The organism is Mycobacterium sp. HM-7 (genome assembly GCF_053852335.1).
Genome location: NZ_CM132657.1, coordinates 1,786,505 through 1,807,577, shown reverse-complemented (window position 1 = coordinate 1,807,577; position 21,073 = coordinate 1,786,505). Strand labels below are relative to the sequence as shown.

Genomic DNA, 21,073 nt, shown 5'->3' with positions numbered 1-21,073 from the left:
TGAGACATGCCCGAGTCCAGTGTGGTGGTGCAGCCCGACCCGCTCGGGAGTTCGCGCCTGCAGACCGTCGGACTCCGCACGGCCACAAAGCTTTTCGAGCAGGCCGCGGCCGAGGTCCCGCTGCCGTCGGCACCACAGCCCGTGGTGATCGCCGAGTACGGGTCGGGCAACGCGCACAACGGCCTGCTGCCCATCGGCGCGGGTATCGCGGCCCTACGCAAACGCGTCCGGCCCGAGCACCCCATCGTGGTGACGCACACCGACATCCCTGACAACGATTTCAGCGCGCTGTTCCGGACGTTGCGCGACGACCCGTTCAGTTATCTGCGCGCCGACCGGGCCACGTTCGCTTCGGCGGTGGGCCGCTCGTATCTGGGCCAGATCCTGCCTGCCGACGGTGTGCACGTGGGCTGGTCGGCATGGGCCATCCACTGGCTCAGCCGTCTGCCTGCCGTCATCCCCGATCACGTCCAGCCGTCCTACAGCGCAGACGCGCAGGTGCGCTCGGCGTACGCCCGGCAGGCGGCGCACGACTGGCATGAATTCATCGCGTTCCGCGGCCGCGAGTTGAGTCCGGGCGGGCGCCTCGTGGTCATGACCATGGGCCAGCACGACGACGGCCGCCCCGGTCTCGAGCCGCTTTTCGAAGGGCTCGTGCAGGCGCTGTCCGAGTTGCACGCGCAACGGCTCGTCACCGCCGACGAACTGCGGCGTATGCACGTGCCGATCGTGGGCCGCAGCGAAGCCGACTTCCGGTCGCCGTTCGCCCCGTCGGGTCGCTTCGAGCGGCTGCAGATCACCCATCTGACGGTTACCGATGAACCGGACCGCTTCTGGCTCCAATACCAGAACGACGGTGACGCAACGGCTTTCGCGAAGAGCTGGGTCGGGTTCACGAGGGCGGCGGTGTTCGACACCCTCCTGGAGGCGTTGGACCCGGCCGAGCCGGCGCGCCGAGGTCAGCTTGCCGATGCCTTGGCGGCGGCGCTGCTCGACCTGCTGTCCGCTGCACCGCGGCCGATGCCGATTCCGGTGGCGCACATCGTCGTTCAGAAACAGCTGCGCTGAGCTAGACGAAGATATCGAGGATCAGGACCACGGCCAGACCGGACACCGAGAGCACGGTCTCCATGATCGACCAGGTCTTGATCGTCTGGCCGACGCTGAGCTTGAAGTACTCCTTGACCAACCAGAAGCCCGCGTCGTTCACGTGCGAGAAGAACAGCGAGCCGGCCCCGACGGCCAGTACCACCAGCGACAGCTCGCCCGTCCCCAACCCGTCGACCAGACCCAGGACCAACGACGACGCCGTGATGGTCGCGACCGTGGCCGAGCCGGTGGCCAGCCGGATCAGGACGGCGAGCACCCAGGCCAGCACGAGCACGGAGATGTGCACACCCTCGGCCCAGCGCGCCAGCATCGTGCCGATGCCGGTGTCCACCAGCACCTGTTTGAATCCGCCGCCCGCGGCGACGATCAGGAAGATGCCGGCGACCGGGGGCAGACTGGATTCGATGCACTTGGTGACCGCGGCGCGGTCCATGCCCGCGCCCCGGCCAAGGGTGAGGGTGCCGACCACGACGGCGATGAGCAGCGCGACCAGCGGCGTGCCGACCGCGTCGAAGATCCGGCGGAACCACTGCGTCTTGTCGTCGATGAAGATGTCGACGAGCGCCTTGCCCAGCATGAGCGCGACGGGCAGCAGCACCGAGAACAGGGTGACGCTGAAGCGCGGCCGTTTGCCATGTGCGCGAAGGGCTTCCGGATCGGTGTCGAAGGTGTCCGGGGCCGCGACGACAACCCACTTGCCGGCCAGCCGGCCGAACAGCGGGCCGGCGACGACGATCGTCGGGACGGCCACGAGCACACCGAGCCCGAGCGTGACGCCGAGGTCCGCATTGAGGAGCCCGACGGCGGTCAGCGGCCCGGGGTGCGGCGGCACGAAACCGTGCATGGCCGACAGGCCTGCCAGTGCCGGGATGCCGATGGTGATCAGCGACTGCTGTGAGCGGCGGGACACCAGGTAGATGACCGGCATCAGCAGCACCAGGCCGATCTCGAAGAACATCGGCAGCCCGATGATCGCGCCGACCAGCGCCATGGCCCAGGGCAGGGTGCGCGGCGAGGCGGCGCCGACGATGGTGTCGACGATCTCGTCGGCCCCACCGGAGTCGGCGAGCAGTTTGGCGAACATGGCACCGAGGGCGATCAGGATGCCCACGCCGGCCGCCGTGGCGCCGAATCCGTCGGAGAACGATTTAAGGACGGCAGTGAGATTCTCGCCGGCCACCAGCCCGACCGTCAGGCCGCCGAAGATCAGAGAGAGGAACGGGTGCAGCTTGACCAGCGTGATGAGGACGACGATGACACCGATGCCGGCGACGAACGCCAGAATCAGCTGGGTGGCCGAGGCCACGGGCTCGACGAGTTTGGGTGCGTCGGCCAGGAAGGTGACGGCGGCGGTCATGAGCGGCTGCCCACGGTGCGTGAGATGTATTCGTCGACAATCGAATCGATGCTCTGCCCGACGTCGATGACGACGCCGGCCTCATCTGCGCGCAGGGGTTCCAGGGTTTCGAACTGTGAGGCCAGCAGCGACGCCGGCATGAAGTGGCCGGGTCGGCTGGCCTGCCGGGCGCCGATGACCTCGGGAGTACCGAACAGGTGGAGGAACCGGGTGCCCGGGCAGTGGCTGCGCAGCTGAACGCGGTACTGGTACTTCAGGGCCGAGCAGCTCAGCACCCCGCCGTCGCCACAGTGTTCCCCGAGCCACTGTCCGAGGGTCTCGAGCCAGGGCCGGCGATCGTCGTCGTTCAGCGGGTGGCCGGCCGCCATCTTCGCGACGTTGGCCGCGGGATGGAAGTCGTCCGCATCGGCGAACGGCACGCGGAGCCGCTGCGCGAGCGCCGCTCCGACCGTGGACTTGCCGGATCCTGAAACGCCCATGACGACGATGGGTGATGGCATCTTCTGCACCCGTCCTTACTGTGGTTTGACTCACACAGCGTGACTCAAAAGTCATACTTTTTCAAGAGGGTTACAGAAAACATCAGTTCTAAGTCAGATCAACGGAGTTATGACAGGATGTTATGCGTGGCTACCTCGACAAACGTCAGCGCTCTGCACGACAACGTGCTGAGCGCACTGGGGACCGCGGTGGTCTCCGGCGCGTACGTCGCCGGCGAGGTGATCACCCTCGAAGGAGTGAGCGCGCAACACGGCGTGTCCCGCAGTGTCGTGCGGGAAGCGATCCGCGTCCTCGAATCGATGGGCATGGTCGCCTCACGCCGCCGGGTCGGCATCACCATTCAGCCCGCGGCCAACTGGAACGTGTTCGACCCCAGACTGATTCGTTGGCGACTCGAGTCCGGAGATCGGGCCGCCCAACTGGTGTCGCTGTCGGAGCTGCGCCGCGGATTCGAACCCGTGGCAGCCGCGTTGGCCGCCGAGCGCGCCGACCCACACCAGTGCCGCATCATGGCCGCCGCGGTCTCGGACATGGCGGTACACGGGCGCGACGGCAATCTCGAGGCATACCTGCTCGCGGACAAGGTCTTTCATCAGACCTTGCTGGAGGCCAGCGGCAACGAGATGTTCCGCGCGCTGAATGCGGTGGTGTCGGAGATCCTGGCGGGGCGCACCCACCACGGCATGATGCCCGACTCCCCCAATCCGGCGGCCATCGCGCTGCACGACGAGGTGGCCCGCGCCGTGCGGATGCGCGACCAGGCCGGCGCCGAACGCGCGATGCGCGCCATCATCGACGAGGCCGCCGCCGCGGTCGCCGATGAGCCGGACTCGGACTGATCGATCCGTCAGCGGCAGCGCTTGAGGCCGTCGTTGGGGTCACAGAACAACGGGTACTGCTGCACCGGAATCGGCAGCGGCTTCTGGAATTCCAGCCGGAAAGACTTCTTCGTCATCGAGGCTTGCACGCCGCACTGTTCGTTGTTGGTGGTGGTGCGGGTACCGGTCCAGTTGACGTCTTCGAACTCGTAGGTCTCCATGAGCTTGGCCTTCGAGCCGTCCGGGCAGGTGAAGCCCTGGAGGTCGGTCTGAGTGAACATCCAGTGTCCCTCGCCGCCGGTCTGGCGGGCGTCGCCGCCCAAGGTACCGCCGTACTGGTCGCTACCGATGTGCACGAGGCAACCGACCGGCAGTTCCATGTTGTTGCGCAGATCGCCAACGGTGGGAGCGCAAACCGGATAGATGGTCCACACACTGATCGGCGTGCCCTCTTGGATGAAGGTGTAGATGCCCTCGGGCAGCCGGATGTCGGCTTGCGCCGGCGTCGCCGTCCCGAGGAGTGCGCCCGCTGTGGCGAAACCGAGACTCGACACCATAGCTAGAACACGTTTCATTTTCACCGCTCGAGTATCGCAGGCGACTCGCCCGCGGCGTGAGAAAGTCACCGTATGAGTTCACTCAGCGGGAAAGTTGCGTTGGTCACCGGTGCTTCGGCCGGGCTGGGCGCAGCCACGGTCAAGGTGTTCGCCGAACGCGGCGCGTCGGTCTTCGGTATCGCGCGGGACGCCGAGCGGATGGCGGCGGTGTTCGCCGATGCTTACGGCGACGCGCCCGGCGGCGCATTCACGCCCGTGGACATCAGCACCGCCGACGCCTGCCGACAGGCGGTCGAGGACTGCATCGCCGAATTCGGCCGGCTGGACGTGCTCGTGAACGTCGCCGGATTCCACGTCATGCGGCACACCCTGTCGATGACCGACGACGACTGGGACCGCGACCTCGCGGTGAACCTGAACGGCCCGTTCTACCTGACCCGGGCAGCGCTGCCGCAGCTGCTGGAAAACGGCGGCAACATCGTCAACGTCTCGTCGATCGCCGGTGTCGAAGGCGAGATCTATTCAGCCGGCTACTGCGCCGCCAAGCACGGTCTGATCGGGCTGACGCGGGCGCTGGCCGTCGAGTACACCAAGGAAAAACTGCGCGTCAATGCGGTGTGCCCGGGTGGCATGCTGACCGCGCAGGTCACCGAGTTCGCGGCGCCCGATAATGCCGACTGGGACCTGATCATGCGGATCGCCGCACCGCGCGGCTTCATGGAGCCGCGTGACGTGGCGAACGTCATCGCGTTCCTCGCCAGCGACGACGCCGCCGCGATCCACGGCTCGGTGTACCGCGTCGACAACGGCAAAGGCCCGGCCTGACCGCGGGTCGGGCCGGGCCAACCTTGACGACTAGTGCGCGAGCGCGACCAGCAGGTCGTGCTTCTCGGGGCAGTACGTGTCGAACGCGGCGTTGAGGAACTGGTACACCTGCTGCTCCGAGCTGCTGTTGCGCGGCAGGTTCTTCTTCAGGAACGCCGCGGAGTCGGTGGCGTTGTGGTCGACGTTGTTGTCGAGCCGCTGGCAGGTGATCTTGCCGATCCAGGCGTTGTAGTCCTTGGGACCGTAGATCCCGTAGGTGTGCAGCTGGTTGGCGAAATCGGTGTCGGGGTCGGCCTGCGCCGGGACCGCCATGGTGACTGCCGCCGCCACGGCACCCGCAACTGCGACCAGAGTGCGTGCCTTCATGTGACGGAGTCTATTCGTGCTGGTTGCCATGTTGCCCATGCTCCCTGAACAATCGTCGCCGCCCGTTCAATCCCGTTGAACTGCCGCGTATTTGGTTCGATCCGCTGCGCACTACCGGCTACGGTGATACGAGCCACCCACAGCGAAGGTTTCCCATGATTAACTTAACTGGTCTAATCTAACACTTAAATGACCTAATCTGTCGCGGTCAGGGTTCGGGAAGCGGGGAGCAGCAAGTGCAGTCGACCATGGTGTCCGCAGCGTGATCGGCAATGCGCTCAAGAAGGCGTGGATTCCCTTGCTCATCCTCGCCGTGGCCCTCGTCGCCGGTTTCACCGTGCAGCGCGTACGCGGCTACTTCGGCCAGAACCCCGTCATCGTCACCCCACGCAACTTCGCCGACGACGCCAAACCGTTCAAGCCCAAGGTCGTCACCTACGAGATCACCGGCGAACCCGGCGCCTACGCCGACATCAACTACCTCGACCTGGACGCCAAACCGCAACGCGTCGACCACGCCATGCTGCCCTGGAAACTCGTCCTGTCCACCACCGCACCGGCCGCGTCGCCCAACATCGTCGCCCAGGGCGACGGCGACTCCATCACCTGCACCGTCCACGTCGACGACGAACTCAAAGACACCCGAACCTCCACGGGCGTGCACGCCCAGACCTTCTGCCTGGTGAAATCTGCATGAGCCATCCCGTCAACAACACGGCCGATGAACCGACGGCTGTCATCCCGAAGGCCGGGCAGCCGCCGCATCGGCCCCTGATCGCCCGGCTGATCCGCACCTTCGCGATCCCGGTGATCCTGTTCTGGATCGGCGTCATCATCTTCCTCGGCAGCGCCGTCCCCTCACTGGACGAAGTCGGCAAGATGCGCTCGGTCTCCATGTCACCGGACCAGGCCGCGTCGGTGATCGCGACGAAGCGCGTCGGTGAGGTGTTCCAGGAGTTCAAGTCGAACAGCTCGGTGATGGTCGTGCTGGAGAGCGATCAACACCTCGGCGCCGAGGCACACGCCTACTACGACGAGATGATCAAGAAGCTCGAGGCCGACACCACGCATGTCGAGCACATCCAGGACTTCTGGAGCGACCCGCTCACGGCCGCCGGTTCGCAGAGCAATGACGGCAAGGCCTCTTACGTTCAGGTCTACCTGCGCGGCAACCAGGGTGAGGCGCTGGCCAACGAATCCGTTCAGGCCGCGCAGGACATCATCAAGAGCATCAAGACGCCGCCCGGCCTGAAGGTCTACGTGACCGGCCCGGCAGCACTCGCCGCGGACCAGCACATCGCCGGTGACCGCAGCGTCAAGATGATCGAGGGCGTCACGTTCCTGGTCATCATCGTCACCCTGCTGCTGGTGTACCGGTCATTCATCACGGTGCTGCTGACGCTGCTGATGGTGGTGCTCGAGCTGTCCGCGGCGCAGGGCGTCGTCGCGGCGCTGGGCTATTACGACATCATCGGCCTGTCGACCTTCGCCACCAACCTGCTGGTCACGCTCGCGATCGCGGCGGCCACCGACTACGCCATCTTCCTGATCGGCCGATATCAGGAAGCGCGCGGCGCGGGCGAGTCCCGCGAAGACGCCTACTACACGATGTTCGAGGGCACCGCCCACGTCGTGCTCGGCTCCGGCCTGACGGTCGCGGGTGCCACGTTCTGTCTGCACTTCACCCGCATGCCGTACTTCGTGTCGCTGGGCGTCCCGCTGGCCATCGGCATGGTCACCGTGGTGTTCGCCGCCCTGACCCTGGGTCCGGCCGTGATCTCGCTGGCCAGCCGGTTCCGCAAGACTCTCGAGCCCAAGCGCGCGATGCGGGTCCGCGGCTGGCGCAAGATCGGCGCCGTCGTGGTCCGCTGGCCGGCGCCCATCCTGGTCGGCACCATCGCGCTGTCCCTGGTCGGTCTACTGACGCTGCCGGGCTACCAGCCCGCCTATAACGACCGCCTTTACCTGCCCGCCGACATCCCCGCCAACGAGGGCTATGCGGCGGCGGACCGCCACTTCTCGCCGGCCCGGATGAACCCCGAGTTGATGCTCATCGAGAGCGACCACGATCTGCGGAACTCCGCCGACTTCCTGGTGATCGACAAGATCGCCAAGGCCATCTTCAAGGTCCCCGGCATCTCGCGGTCCCAGACCATCACGCGCCCTGAAGGCAAGCCGATCGAGCACACCTCGATCCCGTTCCTGATGAGCATGAGCGGCACCTCGCAGAAGATGAACGAGAAGTACGCCCAGGACTCGATGGCCAACATGCTCAAGCAGGCCAACGACATGCAGACCAACATCGACACGATGAAGAAGATGCAGGGCATCACCACCCAGATGGCGGCCACCACGCACAGCATGGTCACCAAGATGGTCAACATGACCCTGGACGTGGCCGATCTGCGTGACCACATCTCGGACTTCGACGACTTCTTCCGGCCGATCCGCAACTACCTGTACTGGGAACCGCACTGCTACGACATCCCGGTCTGCTGGTCCTTGCGCTCGGTGTTCGACAGCCTCGACGGCGTCGACACCATGACCGACGACATCCAGGCCCTCATGCCGGACATGCTGAAGCTCGACAAGCTGATGCCTCAGATGGTCGCGCTCATGCCCGAGATGATCTCGACGATGACCAACATGAAGCAGTACATGCTGACCATGTACCAGACCCAGAAGGGTCTGCAGGATCAGATGCAGGCGCAGCAGGACAACGCGAGCGCCATGGGCGAGGCGTTCGACAACTCCCGCAACGACGACTCGTTCTACCTGCCGCCTGAGGTCTTCGACAACGCCGAATTCAAGCGCGGCATGAAGAACTTCATCTCACCCGACGGCAAAGCAGTACGGCTGATCATCTCGCACGAGGGCGAGCCGATGAGCGCCGAGGGCATCTCGCACATCGACGCGATCAAGAACGCCGCCAAGGAGGCCATCAAAGGCACTCCCCTGGAGGGCTCGAAGATTTACCTCGGCGGCACCGCGGCGACCTTCAAGGACCTGCAGGAGGGTGCTGACTACGACCTGCTGATCGCCGGAATCTCCGCCCTCGCACTGATTTTCGCGATCATGCTGATCATCACGCGATCCGTGGTGGCCGCGGCGGTCATCGTGGGCACCGTGGTCCTGTCGCTCGGCGCATCATTCGGTCTGTCGGTTTTGCTGTGGCAGCACCTGATCGGGCTCAACCTGCACTGGATGGTCATCGCGATGGCGGTCATCATCCTGCTGGCCGTCGGCGCGGACTACAACCTGCTGCTCGTCGCCCGGTTCAAGGAAGAGATCCACGCCGGCCTCAACACCGGCATCATCCGGTCGATGGGCGGCACCGGTTCCGTGGTGACCTCGGCCGGCCTGGTCTTCGCCTTCACCATGATGTCCATGGCGGTCAGCGAGCTGCACGTGGTCGGCCAGGTGGGAACAACCATCGGTCTGGGTCTGTTGTTCGACACGTTGATCATCCGATCTCTGATGACGCCGGCCATCGCCGCCCTGATGGGCAAGTGGTTCTGGTGGCCGCAGCGGGTGCGTCAACGTCCGGTGCCCGAGCCATGGCCGCAGCCCAAGCAGAGCGGCGAACTGCAATCAGCCTCCAGCAACACAGGTATCTAGGAAACAGGAGTAAAGACTATGGTCCAGATCACGCGTGGCCTGAAGCGCGCCGGTACCGCGGTCGCAGCCCTGGGCGCGGTCGCAACCACGCTCGCCGGACCGGCGGCCGCTGATGCCTCCGACGACTACCCGATCCCCCACCGCATCATCGTCACCACGTGTGATGCCGAGCAGTACCTGGCCGCCGCCCGCGACACCAGCCCGGTCTACTACTCGCGCTACATGATCGACATGCACAACCGGCCGGCCGACATCCAGCAGATGGCGCAGGACCGCATCCACTGGTTCTTCTCGCTCGATCCCGTGGGCCGCCGGCAGTACTCCGAGGACACCGCCACCAACGTCTACTACGAGCAGGTGGCCACCCACTGGGGCAACTGGGCCAAGATCTTCTTCAACAACAAGGGCGTCGTCGCCAAGGCCACCGACGTCTGCCAGAGCTACCCCAAGGGCGACCTGAACGTCTGGAACTGGGTCCAGGCGCCCTAGGCGTTCCTGACGATTTCGGCGTGGTTCGCATCGCTCAGCGATACGAACCACGCCGTTTTCATTGCGCGTGCAGTGCGGTCACCAGGTCCCGCACGTCCTGGGGTCGCTGTTCGTAGCCCGGGAAGTAGCAACAGATTTCGTCGACGTGTGCGCCGAACCGCCGTCCGATCTCGGCGGCGCACTCCTCCGGGGTGCCGACAATGCCGATGGTCCGCACCATGTCGTCGCTGATCAAAGCCCGCATGCCGGCGAAGTCGCCGACCTTGGACATGGCGTTGAGCGCCGGCTGCAGATCAGCCCACCCCTCGGTCTCCAGCACCGGCAGGTAGGCGGGCGTGGAGCCGTAGAACGCGATCAGGGTGGCGACGCCGTTGATCGCGGCGGTCAGGTCTTCTTCGGTGCGTGCCACCGCCACCATGGCCTGGGCGATGATCTGCAGATCGGCCGGCGCACGCCCGGCGCGCTGCAATCCCTCCCCCACTGCCACCAGGGTCCGGTCGGCGAAATGCCGGGCGCTGTGGAACGGCATCACCAGCAGGCCGTCGGCGACCTCGGCGGCGGTGCGGGTCATGATCGGACCCAGCGCTCCCATGAGCACCGCCGGCGGCCCGAAGGGATTGGGGCCGGGGTTGAAGTTGGGCGGCATCAGGGTGTGGGTGAAGTGCTTGCCGCGAAAATTCAACGGCGCCTTGCCTTCCCAGCAGTCGAAGATCGCCTTGATCGCGGTGACGGTCTCGGCCATCCGTTCGGCGGGTTTGGCCCACTGTGCGCCGTAACGCTTTTCGATGTGCACCTTGATCTGTGAGCCCAGGCCCAGCCGGAACCGCCCACCGCTGTACACCTGCAGGTCGTAGGCCGCGTGCGCGAGGTGCAGCGGGCTGCGCGGACCGGCGATCGCGACGTTGGTCATCAGGTCCACCTCGGCCGCACCGGCCGCCGCGACCAGCGGCAGGAACACGTCGTGCGGGCCTTCGAAGGTGAACACCCCGTCGGCGCCGAGGCCGGCCAACTCGCGAGCATGCCCTGCGGCCCGCTGCGGTGCACCGTCGATCTGGAGTTGTACGCGCATACCTGATCCCACTCCGTTCAGCTTTCGAGGTAATCCAGAATCGCCGCGGCCACTTCTACCGGACGGTCGACCTGCAGGAAATGCCCTGCGCCATCGATGGTTCGGACCACCGAACCGGCAGGCAAGGCGCCCAGCAGCTGCTCGGTGTAGCCGACCTGCATCGCGCCGTCCTGCGTACCGTGCAGATACAGGATCGGCGCACACGGCAACTCCTGCAGATACCGCTCGAACTCGGCGTACGGCGCGCCGATGCCGCCCGGGCGAAGCAGCGCCCGGTAGTAGCCGACGGCGGCCGCACGATGCTCGGGAGTCGGCAGCGCGGCGAGGGTGGTGGCGGCGTCGTCGGCCACATCGGTCCCGGCCGGCGACCAGTCGCGCCAGAGCCGCGGGATCACCCGGTGCAGCGTGCGCTCCGGCAGGCCGGGCAGCTGAAAGTACATGATGTACCAACTCATTCGGAGCTGGATCAGGCTCATCCGGGCGGTGCGGGCGGCACCGAACCGCGCCTGGCTCATCGCAGCCAACGGCGGGACGGACATCGACACCACCGCACCGAACGGCGAATTCGGGTACGCGGCAACGGCATTGGCGGCGAACGCGCCCCAATCGTGGCCCACCAGCACGGCGTCGGGTCCGCCGCCGAGTGCGTCATAGAGGTCCAGTACGTCGGACACCAGGGCACCGACGTGATAGTTGCCGTCGGCCGGCACCCCGCTCGGTGCGTAGCCGCGCATGAAGGGCGCCACGACGCGGTAGCCGGCCGCCGCCAGCAGCGGGGCGACCCGGCGCCAGCCATGTGCACTGTCCGGAAAACCGTGCAGGCACAACATCAATCGCCCATCGGCCGGTCCCCACGCCAGCGCCCGCATCCGCAGGCGTGGCAGCGTGAGATCCAGGGTCTCCTGATTGGCCATCATCACTAGGGGGTCAGCGTGACCTTGATGCAGTCCGCGGTCCGCGCCGCGACCGCGGCGTAGGCCTTGGGCGCGTCATCGAGCGACATGGCGTGGGTGAAGATGCCGTCGACGTCGAGCCGGCCCGACCGCAGCAGCGGGATCAGCGCCGGCCAGGTCTGCTGCACCGGCGCGGTGGTCATGCGCAGGGTGATGCTGCGGATGAGCGACAGCGTCGCGGGGAACGGGAACGGATTGAGGTCGTGCACACCGACCACCGACACCGTGCCGCCCGCGCGCACCGTGGTCAGCGCGGCGTTCATGGTGGTGTCGTTGCCGACGGCGTCGATCACCGACGCCGCTCCCCTGCCGCCCGTCGCCTCGTGGACGACGCCGATCTCCTCCGGAGTGATCGCGGTGGCGCCGCTGCGGGCCGCCATCTCGCGGCGGCCCTCGACCGGGTCGACGGCGAACACCTGACCCGCACCTTGCGCGATGGCACAGCGCACCGCGCACAGGCCGACCGCACCCAGACCGAAGACGACGACGGTGCCGCCGGCCGGGATATCGGCACGTTGCGCCGCAGCCCAGCCGGTGGCGAGGTTGTCGGTGAGCAGCAGGGCCGCCTCGGTACTGAGATCGCTTGGCAGCCGGTGCAACTGGAAGTCCGCCGACGGCACCGCGAGCAGTTCGGCCTGCGCGCCCCCGAGCACTCCGGAGCCGAAGATCTGCGGACCCGAGACGCAGGTGATCGGATCCTTGGTGTCGCAGCCGACGCAGTGGCCACAGCCCGCGACCGACGAAATCAGCACCGGGTCACCGGCTTTGACGGTGCGCACCTCCGGACCCACCTCGACCACCGTGCCGATGGCCTCGTGGCCGAGTGCCAGCGGTGTGGCCAACGGGTAGTCGCCTTCGTAGAAATGCAGGTCCGATCCGCAGATGGCCGCCGTGGTGATCTGGACGACGGCGCCGTCCGGTCCGGGCAGCACCGGGTCGGGCACGGTGTCGACGTAGACGTTGCCCGGGGCGTCGATCAATACGGTTCTCAACTGTCCGCCTCTGCTGATCCGGTGTTCCGTAACAGTGTTACAGGGTCACCTTACGGAGTCCGGATCCGACTGTGTCGACAACCCTCGGCAAGTTCGCGCCGCGCCTACCATCGAGACATGGAAGCGAGCACGCGGCGCCTGAGTGCCGCCGTGTGGGACCTCGCGATCCCGGCACACCGGCAGCCGGGCCTGGCCATGGCGGGGTTCGGCGGCCAGGCGCCGACGCAGCTCGCACTGCAACTCGTTCCCTACCCCGCCGTCACGGTGTTCATCGAGTTCGGCGACGGCGTGCTCATCGACGCCATGGGCGCGCGGCACACCGGTGGCGGTCTCGTCGGCCTGACGCCCGGGACGGTGACCGCGGTCGGCCGCAGCGTCGACTGCCTGCAGATCCGGCTCTCGCCGCTGCTTGCCCACACGGTGTTCGGCGACTGCGACGCGACCGGGGTGCTGGCCCTCGATGCGGTCTGGGGCCGCGCTGCGGAGCGTCTGTGTGAGCGACTGCACGCGGCTTCGTCATGGGACGAGCGGTTCGCCGTCGCCACAACGGAATTCGTGCGGCGCGGCGAAGCGGGCTCCGCCGTGGACCCCGAGGTCGCCGCGGCGTGGAACTGGATGGTGCGCACCCACGGGCGGGTGCGGGTCGAACGTATCGCCGACGAGATCGGCTGGAGCCGCAAGCGACTGTGGTCGCGGTTCGGTTCGCAGATCGGCCTGCCGCCCAAACGCGCCGCGCAGCTGGTCAGGTTCGACGATGCCGCGCACCGCCTCGCCACCGGCATCGCACCCAGCGTGGTGGCCGCCGCCTGCGGCTATGCCGACCAGTCGCATCTGCACCGCGACGCCCGGTTGTTCGCGGGGTTGACGCCGGCCGCCGTCGCCGCGGCAGCGTGGCTAGACGTCGACGACATGGCCTGGCGGTAAGGGGAACATTCGTCCAAGACACCACTGCGCACGGAGCGTCACTGTGGTGGCCATGGACCCCGAGCTGCTGCCCTTCGTCTCCCTGTTTCCGAGAGCCGAACTGGACGATCCCGTGGATGCCCGCCGGCGGCTCGCCGAACTGTCCGCCGCCGTGCCCGCTCCCGACACCACCGGCCTCCAGATCAGCAACCGCACCGTCCCCGGGAACCCCGACATTCCGGTACGCCTGTACCAACCCGCGGAGCCGGTCGGCGCGGTCCTCTGGCTGCGCGGCGGCGGATTCGTGATGGGCGACCTCGACACCGAGCACCCGTGGGCCGCCCGCATCGCCCAGGCCACGAATGCCGTCGTGGTGTCCGTCGGATATCGATGCGCACCCGAAAACCCTTATCCCGCAGCGTTGGACGACGTCTACCAGGCACTGACATGGCTCTCCGCCACGGCACCGCAGCTCGGCGTCGAACCGGGTTGCATCGCCGTCGGCGGTCATGCGGCGGGGGCGAACCTGGCCGCGGCCGTCGCCCTACGGGCACGCGATGAAGGCGGCCCGCGGATCGCCTTTCAACTGCTCAACCAGCCACCGCTCGATGACCGGCAGCGCAGTTGGTCGGCGTGCAACTTCACCGACACCGTCTTCATGACGCGAGCCAAGGTGGCCTCGAGTTGGCGGCACTACCTCGGTGGCGCACCCGCGTCGGCGTACGCCGCACCGGCCCGGGCCGAAGATTTGTCGGGGCTCCCGCCCACGTACCTCGCCACCGCGGAGTTCGACCCCAACCGCGACGAGGCGCTCGAGTTCGGCCTGCGGCTGCTGCGGGCCGGCGTTTCAGTGGAGCTGCACCAGTGGCCGGGCACGTTCCACGGATCGCAGGTGATCCTGGGCGCCGATGTCTCGCAACGCCAACTCGCGGAGATCAGCGGCGCGCTGCGCCGCGCATTGACAGCCGACGCCGCGGACTTTCGGGCGGTGTCCGCATGACCACCACCGTCGACCTCTTCACGTCGTTCGTACACCTCTACGACGACGGCCGCATCGAACCGGCCGAGCGCACCTTCGGCTCTGGCGAGCCAGGGTGGCACGTCATGACGTTCCACGCGGAAACCGACGCCGAGGTACACGCCGACCATTGGGAAATCCACACGGAGGCAGACGAACTCGTCGTCTGCGTCTCCGGGGAGATACGGCTCTGTCTACGCGCCGCCGAGGCCGACGACCCCGGCGTCACACTGACGACGGGGCACGCGATGGTGGTGCCGCGCGGGACGTGGCACCGCATCGCATTGACCCGCCCCAGCGACATCATGTCGGTCACGTTTCCCCACGGCAGCCGGCTCGAGCAGCGCGACTGACCGCGGGGACAACGTACTTGGACATCACGTCTAGACCAGCTCGCGGCGCCGACGCCCGATGTAGACGCTCAGGCCGATGGCACCCAGGCTCAGCAGGCCGCAGGTCACCGCGGCGATGGTCAGCGCCTTGTTCGGGTTCTCCAGCCCCTTCTGGTCGTTGACCAGTTGCAGGTTGTAGTCACCGGGCAGCGGAGCCTCACGCGGCTCGTCGAGGCCCGGGAACTGCTGCGTCCGGTGCACCTCGAATTGCCGTTCGCCGCTGGGGCTCTGGGTCCACTGACCCCACGCCGGGGTGACACCGTCGAGCAGCACACGGCGTTCGCCGTACTGCACGTCGTCACCGGCGTCGACGATGCGCTGCACCCGGAACGGCTGGTAGACCGCGTCCGAATAACGAACCTGCACAGGCACATTCGCGTAGCTCAGCACCGGCGGAGGCGGCGGGGGCAGCGGCACGCCGACACCCGGGTAGTAGCCGCCACCGAAGAAGCTGCCGACTGCCACGTTGACCGCCGTGTTTACGGCGTTCACCACGACGGCGGTGAAGCTGTACGCCGCGAGGTCGGCGACCTCCATGACGATGCGCTGCAGCGGCGGGATGTACACGATGCGCGGCGCGTTCCGGTAGACGTACACGACCCGCACGGGATCGCGGTACGGGTTGAACAGCACCGGACGGTAGTAGTCGTCGTACTGCACCCAGTCGGGCCGCCACTGCCGCACCCGGTTGTCCCAGTCCCGGCCCATCGGCCGGTTGTCGCGGCGCTCCCAGTCCGGCCGGTTGTCGCGACGATCCCAGTCGGGCCGGTTGGCCTGCACGTTCCAGTCCGCACGGCTGTCGAACTGGAAGTTCGCGACGTTGACGACCTTCGCGAGATCCGCCATGTCCTGCACCGGGGCCGGCGCCGGCAGCTTCACATCCACCGCCGCTGCGGCCTTGGCGGTCGCGACATCCTCGACCGGGGCGGTCAGCGTCTCGGGCTTGAGCAGCTCGATCGGCCGCACGTCACGAGCCTCGCGCGCCGCGGCGGTCGACGGCGATGCGGACTTCGAGGACCCTGCCGTCACCGTGGCCGACGCCGTGGCGGAGGCCTCGACCCGACCGGGACCGGCCTCGACGGCCGCGTGCTCGCCGAGCTGCCCTTCCAGACCCGCGAGCGGCTTTCCTTCTGCCACCGCGTGATCAGTGGGGGCCGTCGAGGTGTCCGACTGGACGGCACCGGCCGGCGACGGGCGCTCCGCGAGCGCGGTGGTCGGGCCCGGTGTCACCGACGTCGCCGACGGAGCAGACGAGGCCGATGGGGCCGGCTCGGCTGCGGCGGTCGACGGACGTGCCGGCGTCGTCGGGTCAGCGGGCGCTTCCTGCGCCTTGGTGACCTTCGTGGTCGGCGCGGGGGCCTCGGTTTGCGACGGCGGAGCCGCGACGACGGGCGTCTCGACCGGCGGCGTCGTGGTCGCCGGAGCCTGCGGCGTCTTCTCTGGGGCCTTGCTCTCCGGGGCCTTGTTCTCTGGGGCCTTGTTCTCTGGCGCGGTCACCACCGGAGCCACCGGAGTCACCGGCGCCGCGGGTGGGTCGGCCGGCGGCTTGGCCTGGACGGCCGGAACGTCGGCAGGAGCCTGCCGGCTCGGCGCTTCGGCCTCTGCCGTCTGCTCGCGCTGCTTGCGTCCCCGCTGGCCGCCGTCCTGCCCGTAGCCGCCACCGGAACCGGAGCCGTCCTGCGCCGAGGACGAATCCTGCCGCGGAGGCTTCGGCACCAGCGTGGTGGTGCTCGAGCTGTCTGAATCACCGCTCGGCTTGGCGGACACCGGCGCCGCGCCCACCGTCAGCGCGGTCAACGTCGTCGCCACACCGGCGGCGACGGCTCCTACGAGCCGACCCTGACGGCGTCCCTGTTGAAAATTTGTGTTATCGGTTTTATCGGTTCGAGTACCCATCGCGCATCGACTCCCTGCTGTGTCGCAACGTCTCACCGAGTCCATCTACTTAGACGGGCTCGGTGTTACATCCGACGTCTACTTGCCCGGGTTTGTTCCGGCCGCGACCGACGCGGCCGGGCCACCGGGCGATGCCGGGGCCGCAGATCCGGCTGGGAACCCCGTCACCGGCACTCCCGGCGTGCCGACCCGTCCGGCCAACCACGGCAGGCTGGCCTGGAACGCCGTCACCGCAAAGGGCCAGTCGTGCTTTCCCGGCTGCGCGACGACGGCGCAGTCGATCCCGACCTGGCGAGCCGATGCGCACAGCGTCTTGCCGGCTTCGGTCTGGTCGCCGGGGTTGCCGGCGCCATCGCGGCCGCCGAGACCGACGGCGTCGGGGTGCGCTTTGGCCCCCTTCCACTGGGTCGGGGCATCCGACGAGATGGAGAACCAGCCCGAAACACCCTGATAAGGGCCGTGTTTGGCCATCACCGTGCGGGGGTCGAAGGCCGCCCACTGCGTTTCGCTGCCGCCGTAGAGCCGCGCGATGGTCTGCTCCTTGGTACCCGCGTTGGGACCCATGTCCCCGGCGATGTCGACGAACGTCCCGAACTGTTCGGGGTGCATGACGGTGAGGTCCACCGCGCAGGTCCCGCCCATGGACCAGCCGACGATCCCCCAGTTGGCGGGTTTGGCACTGACACCGAACGTGGACTCCATATAGGGCGGGATGTCCTTGGTGAGGTGGTCGGCAACGTTGCCACGCGGGCCGTTGACACACTCGGTGTCGTTGTTGAACGAACCGCCCGCGTCGACGAAGACGAATACCGGCGCGTTGCCGCCGTGAACAGCGGCGAAGTTGTCGAACAAATTCGCGACGTTGCCGATGCGCAGCCAGTCCGCCGGGGTGTTGAACTCGCCTGCGACCATCATCACAGTGGGCAGCGGCGGGGCACTTCGCGCGAACCATGCGGGCGGCAGATAGACGACCTCGGTGCGGTGCTTGAAGCCCGACGCGGTGTCCGGGATGTCCACCTCGACCACCGCGCCATGCGACGGGACCACACCTGCGGCCTTCATCGAGGTGACGCTGGACATCTCGGTCTCGTCGGTCAGCGGTCCGGCGGTGAGCTCGCCCCAGGCGGTCTGGACCGTCGGGAAGTAGCCGACCCAGTCGTTGAGGGCGACGCCGGTACTGAGCAGGCACAGCGGCACGGCCAGGGCCGCGGCGCCGCGACGCCACCACTGGGCGCCGCGCCAGCCGAGCGCCAGCACGCCCAGGGCCAGCCCCGACAGGCCCACCCAAAACCACAGCGCTGCCGGTGCCGGGTTCCCCGCCAAGCCTTGCGATGTGGTGAACCAGTTCGCCCATGACGCGGCAGCGATGCCGATGACGGCGCACACCGGCAACCACAGGTAACGCCAGCGACGCCCCCGCCATCCGATGGCGAGGAGCAGCACGATCGCGGCGATCACCTGGATGGTGACGGGCAGCCAGCCGTAGAGCAGGGACAGTCCGTGGTGATTGGGAGCGACAACGGGCGGGAGCGGCGGGGCGGTAGGGCCGCCGGGGGCGTCGGCAAGGAGCGTCGTCGTCACAGAATTCGATGATGGTGGCGGTAGCTGTGCGCCGGCTGTGCTGACCGCATGAGGCTCGTGAGCTTCCGGCCTAGCCGATCCCCACCCCGAAATACAGTTCGGGCACGACGCCCGGATAGAGGTCGCGCGGGTCGGCGCCGCGGGCCTGCCCCGGGATGCCGACGCAGACATCCTCCTCGACGCCGTCGACGTGCCGGCTCTGGCAGGTGGCCGGCTGATCGGCGGCCGCGGATGGCGCTGTCAGAAACGCGGCTGTCAGACCCGCGGCTGTCAGACACGCCGGCAGCGCGACTACCAGCAGACGCCGCCGCGCGGTCTTGTGGATTGCGTTCGTCATTGCTCGCCCCGGCTGTCGAGCCACACCGATTTCGGCCTCATGAGCAGTTTGCGCCCCGGCCGATCGCAATGCCAGGGCGACTCCCGATCGACACCTCGCGGCCGAATTCACTCTAGTCACACCAGTCACAGGTGCCACATAGGAAACTCTAATGTGTATTAGCAACTCAGATCACTTCAATAACAATTGCATCACTGAGCGCGATTGAATCACTAATAACAAAAGAATCACAGGCACCATGAGCACCTATAACCACACGGTAAACAATAGTCCCGTAACAGCTCACTGACCTGCAGCGACACGCTAGATAACAACAGTCAGTGCTGTCTCTTCTGCATCAGAAATATGCAGAAACACTAAAATTACTCGAAGAATAACAATTACCCCATTAGCACAGCTGATTATCAGGTTTAACGTCTGTATGGACAGCACCACGCGTCAATTGCGAACCATTTTGCGGGCGGAATCAGACCGTTCGCACAAACAGGATCGAGGTGGGTATGAGCGGGCACCTATTTGTTCGTGCGGTCGCCATATCCGGCGTACTCGCGATCTCCCAACTGTCGTTGGCGATCTCCGAGGCCAACGCCGAACCCAACTGGGACGCCATCGCCCAGTGCGAATCGGGTGGCAACTGGTCGGCCAACACCGGCAACGGCTACTACGGCGGACTCCAATTCAGTCCCGGTACCTGGACCGCGAACGGCGGCATCGGCTCACCGTCAGCGGCCAGCCGCGGCGAACAGATCCGCGTGGCCCGAAATGTCATGAAGACTCAGGGAATTGGCGCCTGGCCGGTATGCGGAAGCGCGGTAGGGCAGGCTCAGGCACCCAACGTGTGCCGCACCCTGGTGCAGTTCATCCCGCTGTCGAACCTGCCGTTCCTGTGCCGGACGCTGTTGAGCGTCTTCCGCTGACGGTCAGGGATCGGCTACCTACTCAGCGGCGACCTACTCAGCGGCTACTGAGCAGGGCGAGTTCCTGCTCCGTGACCAATCGCTCCATCTCGGCGCGATAGGCCTTGTCGTCAGCCGGACGACGAGTGACGACGGCGGCCACCTGCGCGACGAGGCGTTCCACCTTGTGAGCTGTAGACATGCGAGCTGTAGACATTGACGCTCCCAACCACGAACCGAATGGCCTGACTGCCCTCAAGCCACTCTGATCACACTGGTCTACAAGCGTCACATTTTGGATACGGCTGCATCACATGTCGCAAACCACGGCGCGCCGTGCGCGTGTCGCTCGGATCGCGCGTGAGACCGTGCCGCGCCGCGGCGCCGCGAGCCCGGTCAGGTCGCGTCGGCGCGTAGTGCCGCCAATAGCGCCGGGACCGCCTCGTCGAAGAAGCTGTCCTGCGATTCGCCGCCGATCTGCACCAGCGCGATGTCGGTGAATCCGGCCTCCCGGTAGGGGCGCACCGCCTGAACCACGGCATCGATGTCGGGGCCACACGGGATCTGCTCTGCCACGTCCTCGGGTCGCACGAATCGCGTCGCGGCGTCAAAAGACTTGGGGTTGGGCAGTTCCGCGTTGGTCGGCCAGCCGCCGCCGAACCACCGGAACTGTTCGTGCGCGCGCTTCACCGCCTGGTCACGATCCCGGTCCCAGCAGATGGGCAGCTGCGCCACCGCCCGCCCCGTGGTGTCCAGGCCCTGGACCCGACGCTCGTGCAGCCACTGGTCGACGATCGGCTTGTCTGGAGCGACGTCAATCATGAAGTCCGCGAAATCTGCCAGGCGGTGTACCGCCTTCTCCCCGGTCATCGAGACGCCGATCGGAATCGGGTCGGCCGGCAGGTCCCACAGGCGGCCGGCATCGACCTGGAAGTATTCGCCCTTGTGGTTGACCACCGCGCCATCGAGGAGCAGGCGAATGACCTTCGCTGCCTCGCACAGCATGTCGAGCCGCCGTTCGTAGGCCGGCCAACCCTGCCCCACGACGTGTTCGTTGAGGTTCTCGCCGGTCCCCAAACCGAGCAGGAACCGCCCGTCCGCGAGAATCTGCGCCGTCGCGGCCTGCTGAGCGACGACGGCCGGGTGGTAACGCATCGTCGGACACGTGACGTACGAACACAATTCGACGCGACTCGTCGCGTGCGCCACCGCGCCCAGCACCAGCCAGGCGTTGGGCGCGTGCCCCTGCTCCACGAGCCACGGCGAATAGTGGTCGCTGCAGACCTCGAAGTCGAAGCCCAGCTCTTCGGCCCGAACTGCATGTCTCACAAGCTCTTTGGGGCCGCACTGCTCGGTCATGAGGGTGTACCCGAACCGGGTCATCCGTGTGCCTCT

22 protein-coding genes are annotated in these 21,073 nt (G+C 67.0%); 10 read left to right on the top strand and 12 right to left on the bottom strand.

From position 1 onward, the window contains the following. The first annotated feature begins 6 nt into the window (after positions 1–6). Positions 7–1,068: an SAM-dependent methyltransferase gene (locus tag ACWW1C_RS08630; protein WP_455983046.1), complete on the top strand. Its 1,062-nt coding sequence runs from the start codon at positions 7–9 to the stop codon at positions 1,066–1,068. Position 1,069: 1 nt separating this feature from the next. On the opposite strand, the gene ACWW1C_RS08625 is transcribed toward ACWW1C_RS08630, so the two are convergent. Further along, positions 1,070–2,467: a GntP family permease gene (locus ACWW1C_RS08625; protein ID WP_455983045.1), complete on the bottom strand. Its 1,398-nt coding sequence runs from the start codon at positions 2,465–2,467 to the stop codon at positions 1,070–1,072. After that, on the bottom strand, positions 2,464–2,967 hold the full coding sequence (locus ACWW1C_RS08620; protein WP_455983044.1) for a gluconokinase: 504 nt from the start codon (positions 2,965–2,967) through the stop codon (positions 2,464–2,466). Before ACWW1C_RS08620 ends, ACWW1C_RS08625 begins: the two co-directional genes overlap by 4 nt. Before the next feature lie 117 nt (positions 2,968–3,084). On the opposite strand from ACWW1C_RS08620, the gene ACWW1C_RS08615 reads away from it, so the two are divergent. After that, a complete protein-coding gene (locus tag ACWW1C_RS08615) occupies positions 3,085–3,807 on the top strand; it encodes a FadR/GntR family transcriptional regulator (protein WP_455983043.1) in 723 nt (240 codons plus the stop codon). Between the two features lie 8 nt (positions 3,808–3,815). On the opposite strand, the gene ACWW1C_RS08610 is transcribed toward ACWW1C_RS08615, so the two are convergent. Then, positions 3,816–4,343 carry a hypothetical protein gene (locus tag ACWW1C_RS08610; protein ID WP_455983042.1) on the bottom strand — a complete coding sequence of 176 codons (528 nt, stop codon included), beginning with the start codon at positions 4,341–4,343 and terminating at the stop codon, positions 3,816–3,818. Positions 4,344–4,415: 72 nt separating this feature from the next. On the opposite strand from ACWW1C_RS08610, the gene ACWW1C_RS08605 reads away from it, so the two are divergent. Then, positions 4,416–5,168, top strand: a complete 753-nt coding sequence (locus ACWW1C_RS08605) for an SDR family NAD(P)-dependent oxidoreductase (RefSeq protein ID WP_455983041.1) — start codon at positions 4,416–4,418, stop codon at positions 5,166–5,168. A gap of 30 nt (positions 5,169–5,198) precedes the next feature. Here ACWW1C_RS08605 and ACWW1C_RS08600 read toward each other — a convergent pair whose 3' ends face one another. Next, positions 5,199–5,534 (bottom strand): DUF732 domain-containing protein, encoded by a 336-nt coding sequence (locus ACWW1C_RS08600; protein WP_455983040.1) that lies wholly within the window; start codon positions 5,532–5,534, stop codon positions 5,199–5,201. A 262-nt stretch (positions 5,535–5,796) separates the two neighbouring features. Between ACWW1C_RS08600 and ACWW1C_RS08595 the strand changes: the two genes are divergently transcribed. The 3 genes from ACWW1C_RS08595 to ACWW1C_RS08585 are packed head-to-tail and all read left to right on the top strand — an operon-like array spanning position 5,797 to position 9,641. Then, entirely contained in the window at positions 5,797–6,231 is a 435-nt protein-coding gene (locus tag ACWW1C_RS08595; protein ID WP_455981832.1) for an MmpS family protein, read from the top strand. After that, positions 6,228–9,152, top strand: coding sequence for an MMPL/RND family transporter (locus ACWW1C_RS08590; RefSeq protein ID WP_455983039.1), 2,925 nt, complete (start codon positions 6,228–6,230; stop codon positions 9,150–9,152). Before ACWW1C_RS08595 ends, ACWW1C_RS08590 begins: the two co-directional genes overlap by 4 nt. 18 nt (positions 9,153–9,170) lie before the next feature. After that, positions 9,171–9,641 (top strand): DUF5078 domain-containing protein, encoded by a 471-nt coding sequence (locus tag ACWW1C_RS08585; protein ID WP_455983038.1) that lies wholly within the window; start codon positions 9,171–9,173, stop codon positions 9,639–9,641. 58 nt (positions 9,642–9,699) lie between these two features. On the opposite strand, the gene ACWW1C_RS08580 is transcribed toward ACWW1C_RS08585, so the two are convergent. The 3 genes from ACWW1C_RS08580 to ACWW1C_RS08570 are packed head-to-tail and all read right to left on the bottom strand — an operon-like array spanning position 9,700 to position 12,655. Next, complete coding sequence (locus ACWW1C_RS08580; RefSeq protein WP_455983037.1) at positions 9,700–10,710, bottom strand: TIGR03617 family F420-dependent LLM class oxidoreductase; 1,011 nt, start codon at positions 10,708–10,710, stop codon at positions 9,700–9,702. Between the two features lie 17 nt (positions 10,711–10,727). Further along, complete coding sequence (locus ACWW1C_RS08575; RefSeq protein ID WP_455983036.1) at positions 10,728–11,624, bottom strand: alpha/beta fold hydrolase; 897 nt, start codon at positions 11,622–11,624, stop codon at positions 10,728–10,730. Between the two features lie 5 nt (positions 11,625–11,629). Beyond that, positions 11,630–12,655 carry a zinc-binding dehydrogenase gene (locus tag ACWW1C_RS08570; protein ID WP_455983035.1) on the bottom strand — a complete coding sequence of 342 codons (1,026 nt, stop codon included), beginning with the start codon at positions 12,653–12,655 and terminating at the stop codon, positions 11,630–11,632. A 117-nt stretch (positions 12,656–12,772) separates the two neighbouring features. Here ACWW1C_RS08570 and ACWW1C_RS08565 point away from each other — a divergent pair, with 117 nt between their 5' ends. Genes ACWW1C_RS08565 through ACWW1C_RS08555 form a run of 3 tightly spaced genes read left to right on the top strand, consistent with a single transcriptional unit; the run spans position 12,773 to position 14,929 of the window. Next, complete coding sequence (locus ACWW1C_RS08565) at positions 12,773–13,579, top strand: helix-turn-helix domain-containing protein (protein ID WP_455983034.1); 807 nt, start codon at positions 12,773–12,775, stop codon at positions 13,577–13,579. Positions 13,580–13,631: 52 nt separating this feature from the next. After that, complete coding sequence (locus ACWW1C_RS08560; RefSeq protein WP_455983033.1) at positions 13,632–14,558, top strand: alpha/beta hydrolase; 927 nt, start codon at positions 13,632–13,634, stop codon at positions 14,556–14,558. Beyond that, positions 14,555–14,929 (top strand): cupin domain-containing protein, encoded by a 375-nt coding sequence (locus ACWW1C_RS08555; RefSeq protein ID WP_455983032.1) that lies wholly within the window; start codon positions 14,555–14,557, stop codon positions 14,927–14,929. The genes ACWW1C_RS08560 and ACWW1C_RS08555 overlap by 4 nt, the downstream gene beginning before the upstream one ends. A gap of 30 nt (positions 14,930–14,959) precedes the next feature. Here ACWW1C_RS08555 and ACWW1C_RS08550 read toward each other — a convergent pair whose 3' ends face one another. The 3 genes from ACWW1C_RS08550 to ACWW1C_RS08540 all read right to left on the bottom strand — a co-directional run bounded on the left by ACWW1C_RS08550 (position 14,960) and on the right by ACWW1C_RS08540 (position 18,782). Beyond that, positions 14,960–16,777, bottom strand: coding sequence for a hypothetical protein (locus ACWW1C_RS08550; protein ID WP_455983031.1), 1,818 nt, complete (start codon positions 16,775–16,777; stop codon positions 14,960–14,962). Positions 16,778–16,942: 165 nt separating this feature from the next. Beyond that, on the bottom strand, positions 16,943–18,445 hold the full coding sequence (locus ACWW1C_RS08545) for an alpha/beta hydrolase-fold protein (protein ID WP_455983030.1): 1,503 nt from the start codon (positions 18,443–18,445) through the stop codon (positions 16,943–16,945). Between the two features lie 70 nt (positions 18,446–18,515). Then, the gene (locus ACWW1C_RS08540; protein ID WP_455983029.1) at positions 18,516–18,782 is read right to left on the bottom strand and encodes a hypothetical protein; all 267 of its coding nucleotides are present in this window, start codon (positions 18,780–18,782) and stop codon (positions 18,516–18,518) included. Between the two features lie 500 nt (positions 18,783–19,282). Here ACWW1C_RS08540 and ACWW1C_RS08535 point away from each other — a divergent pair, with 500 nt between their 5' ends. Next, positions 19,283–19,699 (top strand): transglycosylase family protein, encoded by a 417-nt coding sequence (locus tag ACWW1C_RS08535; protein WP_455983028.1) that lies wholly within the window; start codon positions 19,283–19,285, stop codon positions 19,697–19,699. A gap of 37 nt (positions 19,700–19,736) precedes the next feature. Here the strand turns inward: ACWW1C_RS08535 and ACWW1C_RS08530 are convergent, their stop codons facing one another. Both ACWW1C_RS08530 and ACWW1C_RS08525 read right to left on the bottom strand, forming a co-directional pair. After that, entirely contained in the window at positions 19,737–19,880 is a 144-nt protein-coding gene (locus ACWW1C_RS08530) for a hypothetical protein (protein WP_455983027.1), read from the bottom strand. 194 nt (positions 19,881–20,074) lie between these two features. Further along, on the bottom strand, positions 20,075–21,061 hold the full coding sequence (locus ACWW1C_RS08525; RefSeq protein WP_455983026.1) for a TIGR03557 family F420-dependent LLM class oxidoreductase: 987 nt from the start codon (positions 21,059–21,061) through the stop codon (positions 20,075–20,077). Positions 21,062–21,073: the final 12 nt, after the last annotated feature.